14 protein-coding genes are annotated in these 15,791 nt (G+C 66.8%); 4 read left to right on the top strand and 10 right to left on the bottom strand.

All coding sequences use genetic code 11. From position 1 onward, the window contains the following. Positions 1–123: 123 nt before the first annotated feature. The gene (locus AC07WJ_RS25635; RefSeq protein ID WP_494937503.1) at positions 124–1,461 is read right to left on the bottom strand and encodes an HlyD family type I secretion periplasmic adaptor subunit; all 1,338 of its coding nucleotides are present in this window, start codon (positions 1,459–1,461) and stop codon (positions 124–126) included. Beyond that, on the bottom strand, positions 1,458–3,173 hold the full coding sequence (locus AC07WJ_RS25630; RefSeq protein WP_494937502.1) for a type I secretion system permease/ATPase: 1,716 nt from the start codon (positions 3,171–3,173) through the stop codon (positions 1,458–1,460). The genes AC07WJ_RS25635 and AC07WJ_RS25630 overlap by 4 nt, the downstream gene beginning before the upstream one ends. Before the next feature lie 83 nt (positions 3,174–3,256). On the opposite strand from AC07WJ_RS25630, the gene AC07WJ_RS25625 reads away from it, so the two are divergent. The 3 genes from AC07WJ_RS25625 (at position 3,257) to AC07WJ_RS25615 (ending at position 5,668) form a co-directional block, all read left to right on the top strand. Continuing rightward, on the top strand, positions 3,257–3,733 hold the full coding sequence (locus tag AC07WJ_RS25625) for a hypothetical protein (RefSeq protein ID WP_494937501.1): 477 nt from the start codon (positions 3,257–3,259) through the stop codon (positions 3,731–3,733). A gap of 307 nt (positions 3,734–4,040) precedes the next feature. Next, positions 4,041–5,051, top strand: a complete 1,011-nt coding sequence (locus tag AC07WJ_RS25620) for a Dyp-type peroxidase (protein WP_494937500.1) — start codon at positions 4,041–4,043, stop codon at positions 5,049–5,051. Positions 5,052–5,308: 257 nt separating this feature from the next. Further along, positions 5,309–5,668: a RidA family protein gene (locus AC07WJ_RS25615; protein WP_494937499.1), complete on the top strand. Its 360-nt coding sequence runs from the start codon at positions 5,309–5,311 to the stop codon at positions 5,666–5,668. 96 nt (positions 5,669–5,764) lie between these two features. On the opposite strand, the gene AC07WJ_RS25610 is transcribed toward AC07WJ_RS25615, so the two are convergent. From AC07WJ_RS25610 to AC07WJ_RS25575, 8 genes are all read right to left on the bottom strand, one after another. After that, on the bottom strand, positions 5,765–6,592 hold the full coding sequence (locus AC07WJ_RS25610; RefSeq protein WP_494937498.1) for a polysaccharide deacetylase family protein: 828 nt from the start codon (positions 6,590–6,592) through the stop codon (positions 5,765–5,767). Positions 6,593–6,917: 325 nt separating this feature from the next. Continuing rightward, positions 6,918–7,685 carry an SDR family NAD(P)-dependent oxidoreductase gene (locus AC07WJ_RS25605; RefSeq protein ID WP_494937497.1) on the bottom strand — a complete coding sequence of 256 codons (768 nt, stop codon included), beginning with the start codon at positions 7,683–7,685 and terminating at the stop codon, positions 6,918–6,920. After that, entirely contained in the window at positions 7,678–8,442 is a 765-nt protein-coding gene (locus AC07WJ_RS25600; protein ID WP_494937496.1) for an SDR family NAD(P)-dependent oxidoreductase, read from the bottom strand. The genes AC07WJ_RS25605 and AC07WJ_RS25600 overlap by 8 nt, the downstream gene beginning before the upstream one ends. Beyond that, the gene (locus AC07WJ_RS25595; RefSeq protein ID WP_494937495.1) at positions 8,435–9,154 is read right to left on the bottom strand and encodes an ABC transporter ATP-binding protein; all 720 of its coding nucleotides are present in this window, start codon (positions 9,152–9,154) and stop codon (positions 8,435–8,437) included. Before AC07WJ_RS25595 ends, AC07WJ_RS25600 begins: the two co-directional genes overlap by 8 nt. Continuing rightward, positions 9,141–9,950 (bottom strand): ABC transporter ATP-binding protein, encoded by an 810-nt coding sequence (locus AC07WJ_RS25590; RefSeq protein WP_494937494.1) that lies wholly within the window; start codon positions 9,948–9,950, stop codon positions 9,141–9,143. The genes AC07WJ_RS25595 and AC07WJ_RS25590 overlap by 14 nt, the downstream gene beginning before the upstream one ends. A 2-nt stretch (positions 9,951–9,952) precedes the next feature. After that, positions 9,953–10,888, bottom strand: a complete 936-nt coding sequence (locus AC07WJ_RS25585; protein WP_494937493.1) for a branched-chain amino acid ABC transporter permease — start codon at positions 10,886–10,888, stop codon at positions 9,953–9,955. Beyond that, positions 10,885–11,766 (bottom strand): branched-chain amino acid ABC transporter permease, encoded by an 882-nt coding sequence (locus tag AC07WJ_RS25580; RefSeq protein ID WP_494937492.1) that lies wholly within the window; start codon positions 11,764–11,766, stop codon positions 10,885–10,887. Before AC07WJ_RS25580 ends, AC07WJ_RS25585 begins: the two co-directional genes overlap by 4 nt. A gap of 141 nt (positions 11,767–11,907) precedes the next feature. Next, entirely contained in the window at positions 11,908–13,065 is a 1,158-nt protein-coding gene (locus AC07WJ_RS25575) for an ABC transporter substrate-binding protein (protein ID WP_494937491.1), read from the bottom strand. Between the two features lie 284 nt (positions 13,066–13,349). Here AC07WJ_RS25575 and AC07WJ_RS25570 point away from each other — a divergent pair, with 284 nt between their 5' ends. Further along, positions 13,350–15,761 (top strand): penicillin acylase family protein, encoded by a 2,412-nt coding sequence (locus AC07WJ_RS25570; RefSeq protein WP_494937490.1) that lies wholly within the window; start codon positions 13,350–13,352, stop codon positions 15,759–15,761. The last annotated feature ends 30 nt before the right edge of the window (positions 15,762–15,791 follow it).

Below are 15,791 nucleotides of genomic sequence, written 5' to 3'. Positions count from 1 at the left end.
ATATCAACCAATGGTCCTGCTACGCATCGCCTTTTGAGCCGCGCCTTCCCTTGCTGATCGGCACGCAGCTCGTCTCATGTTGCAACGATCGTCTCGTGTCTCGCGGCGCCGTGGGCTTCGCCCTCACTGCTCCCTAAACGCCCGCATCACCTGATCCGTCAGCGGCTTCATCAAATACGAAAACGTCGTCCGGTCTCCCGTCCGCACAAAAACCTCCGCCGGCATGCCGGGCACGATCTTCAGGCCATGGAGCTTGGCCAGCTCGCCCTCGTCCACCGCGACCCGCGCGGTATAGAAGCTCACTTGCGACTGCTGGTCGCGCGCGACATCCGCTGAGAGGCGCACCACCTTGCCTTCCACCTCGGGCGTGGTGCGTTGCGGGAAGGCGGTGAGGCGGATGAAGGCGGGCTGGCCGATGCCGACATGGTTGATGTCGTTCGGCTGGATGCGGATCTCGATGACGAGCGCGTCATTGCCGGGCACGATCTGCATGATCGGCTGGCCGGCCTGCACCACGCCGCCAACGGTGTGATAGGCGAGCTGGTGGACATAACCGGTCTGCGGCGCGCGGATGTCGATGCGTTTCAGCTGGTCTTCCGCCGCGATGCGCCGTTCCACGAGTTCGCCGATCTTGCCCTGCACCTCGCGCAGGTCGGTGGAGACCTCGCGCCTGAGCTCCTGCTCGATCTGCAGGATCTGCAATTCGGCCTCGGCGATGCGGCCGTCGGCGCGGGCGCGCTCGGCGACGAACTGGCCGACCTCGCCGGCAAGGCGCGCGGCCTCGCGCTCCAGCTCCACCATGCGGGTGCGCGGCACCAGGTTGCGCTGGAACAGGCCGCCGACATCGACGAGCTCGCGCTCGATCAGCTCCACCTGCTTGCGGCGCGCGGCCTCCTGGGCGGTGAGGCCCGAAATTTCCTGGCGGATCTGGGCGATACGCTCGGCCAATTGCTTGCGCTGCCCCTCGCGCGCGGTCTGGCGCGCAGAAAACAGCCGCCCCTCGCCCTCGAAAGCCTTGACGACATCGGGATCGGCGGCAACCGCCTTGAGCTCGTCCGGCAGCACGAAGGCGATGCCGTCGCGTTCGGCCTCGAGCCGTCCGCGGCGGGAATAGGATTCGTTCAGCTGCTTGACCACCACCTGCAGATTGGCCCGCGTGACGGTGTCGTCGAGGCGAATGACGAGGTCGCCTTCGCTCACCTGCGAGCCGTCATGCACGCGGATCTCGCCAATGACGCCGCCGGTCGGGTGCTGCACCGTCTTGACGTTGGAATCGACCACCACTGTGCCCTGGGAGACGACCGCGCCGGCCAGCGGCACGGTGGCCGCCAGGATCGCGCCGCCGCCGACCATGACGGTGACCAGCGCCAAGCCGAAGCGAACGAGATGGCTGATCGACCGGTCCTGCTCGGCGGCTTCGGACGGTGGGGCCGCGGCGGTGGGCGGGGCAGCGGGGCTCATGACGCGCGGCCCTTTTGTGGCGCCAGCACCTTTTTCAGCACCTCGTCCTTCGGTCCGAAGGCGGCCATGCGGCCCTCCTTCATCACGGCCACCATGTCGACCGCCGCGATGGCGCTGGGGCGATGGGCGACCACGATGGCGATGCCGCCGCTGTCGCGGACATGCTGGATCGCCTGGGTGACGGCGGCCTCGCCATCGGCGTCGAGATTGGCATTGGGTTCGTCGAGCACCACCAGGAAGGGATTGCCGTAAAGCGCGCGGGCGAGCGCGACGCGCTGGCGCTGGCCGCCCGACAAGGCAATGCCGCCCTCGCCGATGCGCGTCTCATAACCCGAGGGCAGCTTGCGGATGACCTCGTCGGCGCCGGCGGCGCGCGCCGCCTTGACGATCTCTTCCGGGTCGGCATCCGGCTGGAAACGCGCGATATTGTCGGCCACCGTGCCGTCGAACAGGCCGATATCCTGGGCGAGATAGCCAATGAAGCCGCCACGCGCTTCCGCGCTCCATTGCGTCAGCTCGGCACCATCGAGGCGCAGCGACCCGCGCAGCGGCAGCCAGGCGCCGGTCAGCACCCGCGCCAAGGTGGATTTGCCCGAGGCCGAAGGGCCGATGACGCCCAGCGCCTGACCGGCCAGGAGCGAGAAGGACAGTCCGGAAACGATCGGCTCCTGCGAGCCCGGCGCGCCGGCGAAGACCTGTTCCAAGGTCAGCATGCGCCGAGGCGCCGGCAGCGCCATGGGTTCGGCCTGGTCGCCCAGCGCCGTCATGGTCTGGCGCAGCCGGGCCCAGGCCTGGCGCGCGGCGACGAAGCCTTTCCAATGCGCCACCGCCAGCTCGATCGGCGCCAGCGCCCGGCCCATCAGGATCGACGAGGCGATCATCACGCCGCCGGAAACCTGGCCCTGAATGACCAGATAGGCGCCGAGGCCGAGCATGGCCGACTGCATGAACATGCGGAAAATGCGCGAGACCGCGCCGTAATTGGTGACGACGTCGGAGGCCGTCTCATTCGCCTTGAGGAAACGGCCATTGGTCGCCTGGTAGCGGCGGACCAGGGCCTTCTGCATGCCCATGGCGACAATGGTCTCGGCATTGCGCTTGACGCCCTCGGCAATACCGCTGCGCGCCGCCGCCTCGCGGGAGACCACCGCGGTCGGGTCCTTGGTCGCCCGGTCGGTGAGCAGCGTCACCGCGAACAGCACGATGCAGGCGACGACCGCGGTCACGCCGATCCAGAAATGCAGCATGAAGCAGAGAATGAGGAAGATCGGCACCCAGGGCAGGTCGAAAAAGGTGGTGGGGCCGAGGCCGGACATGAAGGCCCTGACGGCGTCGAGGTCGCGGCTCGGCTGCAGCGCGTCCTGGCGCAGGCCGGCGCGCACCGGGATCAGCACCATCAGGTCGAAGATGCGGGGTGCCATGCGCCGGTCGATCGCCGCGCCGATGCGCGTGAGGATGCGCTGGCGGGTGACGTCGAGCAGGCCCTGCACCAGGAAGACGACGAGCAGCATGGCGGTCAGCCCGACCAAGGTCGGCACGCTGCGGCTCGCCAGCACGCGGTCATAGACCTGCAGCATATAGATGGAGCCGGCGAGCATGAGCACGTTCATGACGCCGGAGAACAGGCCGACCCAGACGAGCGAGCCGCGATAGCCCGCGAGGACCTCGCCCAGGGGATCGAGACGCGAAACAGGCTGGGGAAGACCGCGCATGATGCCCTATCGGACCGGCCACGACTCTCAGGCCGGGCCACCACATTAAATCACGCCGCATCGTTGCAATCCAGGCGACATCCATGACGGTTGAACAACCGGCAATCGATCGATTCAAAATCGATCGACCGGGCGCGCGCGGCCTGCCTTGCCGGCGGCCCGCCCGATCCGCCGCGGCCTGCGTCAACGGCGGCAACCGGTCCCAACCGGCCGCAATGCCGGAGATGAGCAGGGAGCGCTATGGGTCGTTCGACACGAATGGAACCCACCCGCGGTTGCCGTTCGGTCCGCGCGGAGGAGAGGCCATGAACGACACACTGGTGAAGGAGATTTTGAGCGCCGGCGGCCAGGATCGTCTGACGATCCACCGCACCAGTGCGGGGCTCTGTTACTACATCGACGAATTTCTCAAGATGCACACCGGCGACGATGATTTCGGCGACTATCCCAAACCCGTCGCCATCTGGACCCAGGATCATCGCTCAGGCTTCTACGCCAATGCCGAAGACGCCGAACGCGATGCTAGGCGGGAGGTGGCGTGGTTGAGGTCCGATGCGTGAGTGGGTGTCGAGCGACGAGGAGCGGATCGGAACAGGCGATCATCCTGGCCGCGAAAGACGTGGATGGCCGTGACAAGCACGGCCATGACGCGGTGCGGGTCGGCGCGCCGGTGACGGGCCGATGGCAGGTGCCTGCACCGGGACGACCGGATGGTCCCTGTCCAGGCTCGTGGCCGTCCGTCTTGCCCGGGCTTGTCCCGGCCATCCACGTCTTGCTTGAAAAATGGATGGCCGTGACAGCGGCGTGAGCCCTGGCGGGGCTGCCAGCCCGGCGTCTATAACCTGACGAACAGGCGGAGCATTGGGCATGTCGGAGAAGAACTGGGACCGGGTGCCGATCGAGGCGCAGAGCATCGACGCGCCGCTGTCGCAAGCGGCCGTGTTTCTCGTGGTCACCGTCGCCAATGAAGCGGCGGCTCTCGCAAAGGTCTGCTCGGCGCTCGACGGGCTGGACGATCTCGTCAAGACCGTCGGGTTTCGCGATCTCTCCGCCCGGCTGTCGTGCATCGTCGGGATCGGCAGCGATCTCTGGGACCGGCTCCTCGCCGACAAGCGCCCGCGAAACCTGAAACCCTTCGCGCCGATCCAGGGCGCGGTCCACGCGGCGCCGTCGACACCGGGCGATCTTCTCTTCCATATCCGGTCCGAACGCCCCGATCTGTGCTTCGAGTTCGAACGCCTGCTGCTCGACAGCCTCGGCGCCGGCGTGACCGTCGTCGACGAGGTTTCGGGCTTTCGTTATTTCGACGCGCGCGACCTCCTGGGCTTTGTCGACGGCACGGCGAACCCGACCGGGCCGGATTTGCCCGCTTCCGCGATCGTCGGCGACGAGGATGCCGATTTCGCCGGCGGCAGCTATGTCGTCGTCCAGAAATATCTGCATGATCTCGGCGCCTGGGGGCAGGTTCCGACGCCTCTCCAGGAGGCGATCGTCGGCCGCACCAAGATCGACAATGTCGAAATCGACGACGACGACGCGCCACGCAAATCGCATAAATCCCTGGCCACGGTCGTCGATGCCGAGGGCAACGAATACGACATCTTGCGCGACAACATGCCGTTCGGCCGGCCGGGCCAGCGCGAGTTCGGCACCTATTTCATCGGCTATTCCCGGCGCCTCTGGGTGATCGAGACGATGCTGCGGCGCATGTATGTCGGCGACCCGCCGGGCGCCTACGACCGGCTGCTGGATTTCTCGACGCCGCAGACCGGCACGACGTTTTTCGCGCCGGCGCGGGCGACGCTGGAGAGGCTGGTTCAGGCCGGGCAGGAGCGGCTCGCGACGGCGCAGGCGGGCAAGGCACCTGCGGCGCAATAGGGCGAAACGACAACGATCCTCAGGCGGGCCGGAATTCGTGGATGCCCGGGACAAGCCCGGGCAAGACGATGTGCTGCCCTCATGATGTAAAGGCCCCCGCGCGGCCCGCGCTCGCTCGCCCCAGCGCTCGTCACTCCAGGGACAATTCGCGTCTTGGCCGGGCTTGTCAGGACTGTGACGGTCCGGCACATGCCGTGCGGCTGCCGTCCCCAGACGGAAGCCCCGAGAATCTCACGAACAACCAGGGACTATCGAACATGCCGATCGAGCGCGTAGGCCTCACCAACCGCTGGTGCGACGCGGCCATTTTCAACGGCATCGTCTTTCTCGCCGGCCATGTGCCGGAGAAGACCGTGGGCGATACGCTGGCGCGCCAGACCGAGGAGGTGCTGGCGCTGCTCGAGGAGACGCTGGAAAGCGCCGGCAGCGCCAAGGACCGGATCCTCAGCGTGCAGATCTTCGTGACCGACATTTCCAAGATCGCCGAGATGAACGCGGTCTGGGACAAATGGGTGGCACCCGGCCATGCGCCGGCGCGCGCCACGGTGGAAGCCAAGCTCGCCTCGCCGGGTTACGCCATCGAGATGACGGCGGTGGCGGCCAAGACGGGGCTCTGAGCCCGGCAGTCGCCGCTTTACGCAAAACGCCCGGCGCAAAAGCCGGGCGTTGCGAAAGATCGAAGCGGGGGGCGGCCCGTGCCGCCCCCTGCCCGCTCAGGGCTTCTCGTATTCGGCGACCCAGGCTTCAGCCACTTCCGTGCCGGTGGCGAACCAGACGCCCGGGAAGGTCTTGATATAGGCGATCAGCTCGCGCAGCAGTGCGATGCGGCTCGGCCGGCCGCAGATCTGCGGGTGGAACAGCATGTCGAACAGGCCGCCCCATTTGTAGATCTCGCGGAACTCCGCCTTGAAGATGCTGAGCATGTGCTCGTTGGTGAAGATCGGCCGCGGGTTCTTCACCGAGAACAGCGCATAGGGCGCGTCGTCCAGGCTCCAGTGCCAGGGCAGTTCCACCGGCCCCTTGGTGCCGTCGGCCAGGATGTGGCGATAGGGGTTGATGTCGTCCATCAACGAGGAGTCGTAGAGAAAGTTGTGCTTCTGCAGGAGCTTGAACAGGCCGGGCGAGACCTCGCCGGCGGGCGAGCGGTAACCCCTCGGCACCACGCCGACCGAGCGCTTCAGCGCCTCCAGGCCTTTTTCGATCTCCTCGATTTCGGCGGCCGGATCATCGCTCACCCAGCGGTGCGAATAGCTGTGATGGCCGACCTCGTGGCCCCCCTTCAGGATCATCTCGACCCGGCCGGTATGGTTCTCGGCGGTCCAGCCCGGCACGAAGAACGTGCCCTTCAGGCCTTCCTCTTCCAGCGTGTCGAGGATCTTCGGCACGCCGACCTTGGCGCCGTATTTGCCTTGGCTCAGCACGCCCGGGCGATTGGCATTGTCGGGATCGCGCGAGGTCCACAGCGTCTCCGCGTCGAAGTCGAAGGTCAGCATGACGGCGCAGCGCGCACCGTTGGGCCATTTGACGCTCATATCGTGCATGGGAGGGTCCTTTCTGGGCGAATGGTGAGTTGCGAATGGCGAATGGGGAAAGAGTGCATTGCACCAAATTCAGCCGCCCTTCGAGGGTCGCCTCGCTCCCACCTCCACGCAAAAGCGGAGCTTTTGCGTGGAGGTGGGATTGCAGGGGCTACATCAGCGTCGGTGCCGGATGCGCACGACGTCCAGCGCTTCATCAGCAACCCTGATGCTATTCACGTCCCCACCTCATCTTGAGGTGGGAGCGAAGCGACCCTCGAAGGACGACCGCGCCTGGTGCAGAGCGCCGTTCCCCATTCGCTATTCGCCACTCGCTATTCCCCATTCGCTATTCGCTACTCACCGCCGGCGTATGCCGCGCGGCCGTATATCCGCCGTCGACGGGGATGACCACGCCGGCGACGAAGGAGGCGTCGTCGGAGGCGAGGAAAGCGATGACGGCGGCCTGTTCCTCCGGCGTGCCGACCCGGCCGACCGGGGTCGGCTGGACCTGCAGGCGGATGTAATGCGGGTCCTTCAGCCGCGCCGCGGTCATCGGCGTCTCGACCACGCCGGGCGCCACCGCATTGACCAGGATGCCCTCGGGGGCGAGCTCGCCGGCGAGTTGGCGGGTGAAATGGGCGACGCCGGCCTTGGCCACCGCATAGGCCGTGGTTCCGGGATAGCCGACCAGGCCGAAGATCGAGGAAATATTGACGATGCGGCCGCCGGGCCGCGGCAGGTGCGGAACGACGGCGCGGGTCACCCGCAGCATGGAATTCAGATTGGTGTCGATGATCCGGTCGATCAGCGCGTCGTCGGAATCGGCCAGCCGCTTGGAGCCGCCGATGCCGGCATTGTTGACGAGGATGTCGATGCGGCCGAAGGCCTTCAGCGCGGCCTGGACGATGGTCTCGCCAGCGTCGCGGGCGGTGATGTCGACGATGAGCGCCTGCGCGCCGATCGCCTTGGCGGTGTCGTTCACTTCGGCGATGACGTCGACCAGCAGCACGTGCGCGCCCTCGGCGGCGAAACGCCGGGCGGTGGCGGCGCCGATGCCGCGGGCGGCACCGGTGACAATGGCGACTTTGCCGGCAAAGCGTGTCGGATCAGGCAACGCGACCTCCATCGACGGGCAGCGCGACGCCGGTGGTGAAACCGGCGGCGTCGCTGAGCAGATAAAGCACGGCGCCGGCGACCTCGTCGGCGGTGCCGAAGCGGTTCATCGGGTGCTGGGCCTTCTGGAAGGCTTCGGCCTCGGCTTGCGCGGCGGCATCGCCGGCTTGCGAAATCGAGGCATAGGCCATGGCGGTATCGATGGTGCCGGGGCAGACGCAATTGACCCGGATGTTCTCGGCCGCATGGTTCTTGGCGAGGCTCCGGGTGAGCATGGTCACCGCGCCCTTGGAGGCCGAATAGACCGAGAGGCGCGGCGAGCCGACGAGACCGGCGGTGGAGGAAAACAGCACGACGGAGCCGCGGCCGATCTCGCGCATCTGCGGGATGAAATGCTTGGCGGCGAGCCAGCTGCCCTTCACATTGATGGCGAAGACCCGGTCGAACTCGGCTTCGTCGACATCGATGGCGATCTTGGCCGGGCCGACAATGCCGGCGGCGACCGCCAGCAATTCCACAGGCCCCAGTTCGGCGCGCGCCACTTGCGCCGCGCGCGCGACATCGGCGGCGGAGGCGGCGTCGCCCGTCACCGAAATCGACCCCGGGCAGAGTGCGGCGGTCTGTTTCAGGCCTTCCGCGTCGCGGTCGAACAGCAGGACGCGGGCGCCCTCCTTGGCCAGCATGGCGGCGGTGGCGCGCCCCAACCCGCCGGCGGCGCCGGTGATCGCGGCGACCCGTCCCTGGAACCGATCAGTCATGGTCTTTCCCACCGAGATAGAATTCCTGGAGTTCTTCCATCGCCACGCCGTCGCCCACCGCGCGCTCATAGGCGATGCGGCCGCCGCGGATGACGTAGATGTAGTCGGCGATATCGAGCGCCATGCCGACATTCTGCTCGACCAGCAGCAAGGTCAGGCCGAGCTCGCGCAGCGACAGGATGGCTTCCGCGATCTCCTCGACGACGCGCGGCGCGAGCGCCGCCGAGGGTTCGTCGAGCAGCAGCATGGTCGGCCGGGCCATCAGCGAGCGGCCGATGGACAGCATCTGGCGCTCGCCGCCGGACAGCATGCCGGCATTGACCTTGCGGCGCTCGCGCAGCCGCTTGAAGCGCTGGTAGACGCTCTCCAGGTCCTCGGCGATCTCCTGGCGGTGCTTGCGCCGGTGATAGGCGCCCATCAGGAGGTTCTCCTCGACGCTCATGCCGGCGAAGACCTCCTTGCCCTGGGGCACCAGCGACAGGCCGAGCGCCGAGCGCTGTTCGGCCGGCACCGGGTCGATGTCCTTGCCGTCAAGCAGGACCTGGCCTTCCTGGACCTTCACCAGGCCGGCGATCGCCTTCAGCGTGGTCGATTTGCCGGTGCCGTTGCCGCCGAGCAGCGCCACCAGCCCGCCCTTCGGCACATGCAGGTCGACACCGTGGAGAATGCGGGTGCGGCCATAGCCCGCGACGATCTTGTCAAGCTTGAGCACGGCGCTTCCATCCCGATCCGATATAGGCTTCGACGACAACCGGATCCTTCACCACCACTTCCGGCAGGCCCTCGGCGATCTTGACGCCGGAATCCAGCACGACGACCTCGTCGCAGAGGTCGCGCACGACACGCATGACATGCTCGACCAGCAGGATGCTCATGCCGAACTCGTCGCGCATGCGACGGATCAGCGTGATCAGTCGGTCGACATTGGGCGGCGACAGGCCGGCGGCCGGCTCGTCGAGCACGAACAGGGTCGGCTCGCTCATCATGCCGCGGGCGAGCTCGACCATGCGCTGCTGGCCGATGGACAGTGCCGAAACCGGATTGGGCGCGAACTTCTCCAGGTCGAACCAGGCGAGCATTTCGCGCGCCCGCGCCCTGACCGCCTGTTCTTCCTCGATCGCCCGGCGGCGCAAGGTGACGGTGTCGATGAGGCTGGACTTCATGCGGATATGGTGGGCGAGCAGGAGGTTGTCCTCGACGCTCAGCGAGTGGAACAGCCGGAGCATCTGGAACGACCGGGCCATGCCGGCGCGCGCCCGCTTGTAGGACGGCTCGGCGGTGATGGCCTGGCCGTTGAAGCGGAATTCGCCCTGGTCCGGCCTGAGTTCGCCGGTGACCAGGTTGACCATGGTCGACTTGCCCGAGCCGTTCGGCCCGATCAGGCCGACGATCCGGCCCTTGCCCACGGTGAGGCTGACATCGTTGACGGCGACGACGCCGCCGAAACGTTTGGTGATGCCCTTGGCTTCGAGAATGGGAGCTTCGTGAATGGGCGCAACCTTGTCCATGATCAGCCCTCCCGCAGTCGTTTGAAGCGGCCGACAATGCCCTCGGGCAGCAAGGTGATGGTGATCACCAGCAGCACGCCGAAGATGAACATCTTGTATTCGGCGAAGCGGCCGAGAAACTCCGGCATGGAGGTCAGGAGCGCCGCGCCGATCATCGGGCCGATGAAGGTGCCCTTGCCGCCGACCACCATCATCGCGACCACGGTCGCCGAGATCCAGATGGTGAAATCGTCAGGGGTGACGCCGCGCAGCGCATGCGCCGTGACCACCCCGGCCGCGCCCGCCATGGCCGCGGACGCGACGAAGGCGGTGAGCTTGGCACGCGTGGTGTCGAGGCCGACGGCGGCGGCCAGCGTCTCATCGTCGCGAATGGCGACCCATTCGCGGCCGAGCCGGGAGTGGACGAAGCGCCAGGCAATGGCCAAGGCCACCACCGCCACGCCGAGCGTCAGCCAGTAGTAGGACCGGAGGCTGCCGATCTCGAACAGGGTGACGCCGAAGAGGCTGACCGGACCGACCGGCGGCACGCCGAGGCCGGTCTGGCCGCCGGTGAACGAGGTCCATTGCGAGATGGTGAGATAGACGATGGTCTGGAAGGCGATCGTCACGATGGCCAGGAAGTGACCCTTCAGGCGCAGCGCGGGAATGCCCAGGATGAGGCCGAACAGGCCGGCGATGCAGATGCCGGCCGGCAGGTTGACCCAGAAGCTGGTGCCCAGGTCGCGCGACATGATGGCGGTGGTATAGGCGCCGATGCCGTAGAACGCGCCTTGCGCGAAGGAGAACTGGCCGCAATAGCCCGACACCAGGTCGAGGCCGACAGCCAGGATGACGTAGAGCAGGATGATCATGAGGACATTGACCTCATAACCGCCGAGCCCGAGCGGTGCGACCGCGAGAAGCGCGATCGCGACAAGTGCCAGGATGAGGTTCTTCATGACCGCTCCACCGCCTTGCCGAACAGGCCCTGGGGACGGAACAGCAGCACCGCGATGACCATGACGAAACCGATGATGTCGCGCAGGCTGTTGGCGAGATAGGCCGAGGTGAAGGATTCGGCGACGCCGAGCAGCAGGCCGGCGGCGGCCGCTCCCGCGACATTGCCCATGCCGCCGAGGATGACCACGGTGAAGGCCTTGAGCACGATCATGTTGCCGATCAGCGGATGGACCAGGAAGACCGAGGACATCAGCAGACCGGCGACACCGGCGAGCGCCGCGCCGACCATGAAGGTGACGACCGCGACACGCTCGACCCGGACGCCGCAGAGCCTGGCCACCGTCGCGTGCTGCGACATGGCGCGCAGGCTGCGGCCGGTCCAGGTGTAGCGCAGCACCAAATAGAGCACGGTGATCAGCACGACCATGGAGATCGGGATCAAGAGGCGCTGCAGCGGCAGGAACACCGGGCCGATTTCGACCGGCACGTTGGAAAGATTGGTGCGCAGCAATTGCGGCTGCGGCCCGAGCACCAGCAGGGCGGCATTCTGCAGCGCCACCGCCAGGCCAAAGGACGAGATGATCGAACTGGTGGCGTCCCGGTTCTTCATGGGCCGGTGCAGGATCGCCTCCGCGCCGAAGCCGAGTGCCGCCGAAAAGACCAGCACGAAGCCGAGCGCCAGCCAGATCGGCACGCCGAACATGGTGACGGCGGTGATGCCGGCATAGGCGCCGAGCATGTAGAACTCGCCATGGGCGAAGTTGACCACGCCCAGGATGCCGAAAATGAGCGTCAAGCCGACGGCGACAAGCACATAGGTGCTGCCGATGACGACGCCATTGGCGAGATATTGCAGGAAAAGATCGATATCGAACACGTGCGTGGTCCTCGGGCCGTGCCTCGCGCCGTCTGGCGGAGGAGCGCCCTGCCCCAAAAAGAAATCCGGTCAGCCCGTCACGCGCGCCGGCACCGGTTCGATCAGGCGAACCGGTGCCGGCGGCAGGACGGAGCCGATGCCTCAGCCGGTCGGCGACAAGGTGCGCCGGCCGTTGCGGACGATGGCGAGGAAGCAGCGGAAATCGACGCTGCCCTTGGCGTTGAAGGCCGCCGTGGTGCCGGCCGGACCCTGGGCAATGGCGAAATCCTTCATGCCGGACTTCAGCATCTTCTGGATCTCGGCGCCGTCGGCCTTGCCGACCCGGCGCATCGCCTCGATGGCGATCGAGGTCGAATCGAAGCCGAGCGAGTTGAAGGTATTGGCCTCGGCCTTGTGCTTGGCGCGGAACCGGTCGCCGAAGGCACGCCCGACCTCGTTCGGGGTGGTGCTTTCATAGAGCGTGGCAACCGCGAAGCCCTCGGAAGCCGGACCGGCCAGGCGGATGAAATCATCCGACAGCATGGAGCCCGAACCGATGAACTGGGTGCGCAGGCCGACTTCGGCCGCCTGGCGCACGATATTGGCGCCGTCGCCGGCCCAGCCGCCGATATAGACCGCCTCGGGACGCAGCGTCCTGAGCTTGGTCAGCATGGACGAGAAGTCCTGCTCGCCGGCATTGTAGCTGTCCTTGGAGACGATCGTGCCGCCCTCGGCGCCGGCGACCTTGGTCACCTGCTCGGCCAGCGTCACACCGTAATTGGTGTTGTCGTGGATGATCGCGATCTTGGTCTTCTTGAGCACGCGGATGATGTCCTGCGCGGTGCCCTCGCCCTGACCGTTGCTGTCGGGCCAGGCGCGGAAGAACCAGGGATCGCCGGGCGGGTTCTCATCGGTGGCGACCGCGCCGGTCGAACCGCCCGACAGCATCGGCACCTTGTACTCGCGGGCGACCTTGGAGCCGGCCGAGGCCACGGCGGTGGCATAGGTGCCGATGATGAACGGCACCTTCTCGCGCTCGATCAGCTTGCGCACGGCGGTGACGCCCTTGGTCGAGTTGCTCTCGTCGTCTTCCATGACGAGCTCGAGCTTGCGGCCGAACACGCCGCCCCGGGCATTGGCTTCCTCGACCGCGAACTGCAGGCCGAGAATGATCTGGTGGCCCTCGATGCTGGCCGGGCCGGACAGCGGCAGCATGCCGCCGATCTTGATCGGGCCGGTTTCCTGCGCCCTGACGATGGCCGGAGCGGCAACGCTCGCGCCCAGAATGGTGAGCATGTGACGGCGAGACAGTGACGCCATGATCGTACCCTCGGTTGAGAAGTTTATATTGTCTAACGATACGGTTATATCGCTAACCTGCTACGGACCCCGGTACCTGTCAAATGGCTTTTTCTTGCTGCATCGCACAATTTGTTAGCAGTTGCAGCATGATCTCGGGGCACAAGGCGGCCCTCTTGCGCAGAACCGAGATCTGCGACAATCATATTCACTAACAAGTCGATCGTATTGTTGTTCGATGCGATCAGTGTTGGCCGAAGCGAAGGCAGGCCGGCGCAAGCGCCCATCCAAGCCCGGGAAATTCCATGTCCAAGCCGACCCACATCGTCACGGATGACGAGATCATTGCCATCGAAGGCCTGTCCGGCCAGGCCGAGATCCTGGTCGATCGCTGGGGCATTCCGCATCTGCGCGCCGAGAACCAGGCGGATCTGTTCTTTCTGCAAGGCTTCAACGCGGCCCGCGACCGGCTCTGGCAGATCGATCTTTGGCGCAAGCGTGGCCTCGGCCTGCTCGCCCGCGATTTCGGACCGGGCTATCTCGCCCAGGACCAGGCCTCGCGCGCCTTCCTGTTCCGTGGCGACATGGCCCGGGAATGGGTCAGCTATGCGCCGGATGCCGAGGAGATCTTCCAGGCCTTCGTCCGCGGCATCAACGCCTATGTCGAGCTGACCGAGCGCGAGCCGGCGCGCCTGCCGCCGGAATTCGCCCTGGCGAACAGCAAGCCGGCCAAGTGGCAGGCTGAGGACGTGGTGCGCATCCGCAGCCACGCGCTCACCCGCAACGCCCTGTCGGAGGTGCTGCGCGCCAGCATCGTCTCGGCCTATGGCGATGCCACGGACCTTTTGCGCAAGAACCTGGAGCCGCATGTGGTCCCGGGCAATGCCGGCGATGTCGACTTGCGCGACGTGCCGGTCGAAGTGCTGGACCTGTTCAAGCTCGCCACCGCCGGGGTGACCTTTTCCTCCGAGCGCCTCGCCGCGAGGCTTGAGGACGCCGGCCACTGGGTCAAGCTGAACGACCTCGCCGAGGTGGTCAGCGAGCACACCTGGACCGGTTCGAACAACTGGGTGGTGGCGCCCGAGCGGACCGAGACCGGTCGCCCGGTGATGGCCGGCGACCCGCACCGCACCCACGCGGTGCCGTCGCTGCGTTATCTCGTCCACCTGAGCGCGCCGGGCCTCGACGTGATCGGCGCCGGCGAACCGGCGGTTCCCGGCATTTCGATGGGCCATAACGGCACGATCGCCTTCACCCAGACGATCTTCGGCTCGGACCAGGAAGACATCTATGTCTATGAGACCGAACCGGGACGTCCCGACCGCTACCGCTACAATGGCGAATGGGTCGACATGGAGATCGTCGAGGAGCGCTTCCAGGTCAAGGGCGCGGCCGACCAGGTGCGCCAGCTGCGCTTCACCCGCCACGGGCCGGTGCTCTTCGCCGATGCCGGCAAGCGCATCGCCTTCGCCATCCGCTCGGTCTGGTTCGAGCCGGGCGCGGCCGCCTATCTCGGCGGCCTGTCGTCGATGCGGGCGAAGAACCTCGGCGAATTCCGTTCGGCGATCCGCCGCTTCGCCACGCCGTCGCTGAACCACCTCTATGCCGACACCGAGGGCGCCATCGCTTGGCTGCCCTTCGGAATGACGCCGATCCGGCGCAACTGGGACGGCTTGCTGCCGATTCCCGGCGACGGCCGATTCGAGTGGGACGGTTTCGTCGATCTCGACGACATGCCGCAGGCGATCAATCCGGCAGCGGGCTTCGTCGCCACCGCCAACGAAGCCAACATGCCCCCCGACTGGGACCACGAAAAGACCCGGGTCGGCTACGAATGGCTGGAAAACAGCCGGGCCGTGCGTCTCCAGGAGGTGTTCGGCCAGGCCGGCAAGGCGGCCAAGCACACGATCGCCGCCTCGCTGGCGCTGCAGGCCGACGTCGTTTCCGTGCCGGCACGCCGGCTGCAGAAGCTGGTCCAGGCGATCCAGCCCGACGCCGACGCCGATCTCGCCGCCGCACGCACGATGCTGGTCACCTGGGACAATGCGCTGCATGCCGATTCGGCCGCCGGCGCGCTCTCCGAGCTCTGGTTCACCAAGCACCTGAAGCCGGCTTTGCTCATCCTGTTCGTGCCGGACAAGCGCCTGCGCGCCCTGATGGCGCCCGGCGATGTCGAAGGCATGCTGCAGGCGCTGGAACAGCCCGGCGCCCAGTTTGGCGCCGACCCGGTCGCCGGCCGCGACCGGATGCTCGCGGAGACGCTCGCCGCCGCCTATCGCGACGGCCTCGCCCGGCTGGGGCCGGATCCCGAGGCCTGGCAGTGGGGCCAGCTGCATCATGGCTATTTCGAACATTCCCTGAGCGCGATCGCCGGGGCCGAGGCCGCAAAAAGCCTCGATGTCGGCCCGCTGGCCAAGGGCGGCAGCGCCTCCACCGTCATGCATGCCGCCTACCGGCCGCAGGATTTCCGCGTGACGACCGGCGCCTCGGTGCGCTTCGTGCTGGATGTCGGCAATTGGGATGCGAGCTTCTGCATCAACGCGCCGGGTCAGTCCGGCGACAGCCGGTCGCCGCATTACCGCGACCTCTCGGTGAAATGGGCCAAGGGTGAATTCGTGCCCTTCGTCTATTCGCGCGCGGCGGTCGATGCCGCGACGATCCAGCGGATCACGCTGAAGCCGGCATCCGCCCGCACGGACGCCGCCGCCGCCGGCTGACCACCCATCTTCCCGTCACGAGGGGCGGCC

Source organism: Phreatobacter sp. GW821-FHT04C01, assembly GCF_059420385.1.
Note: the sequence above shows the minus strand (reverse complement) of the source record. Positions and strands in the feature narration are given on the sequence as shown.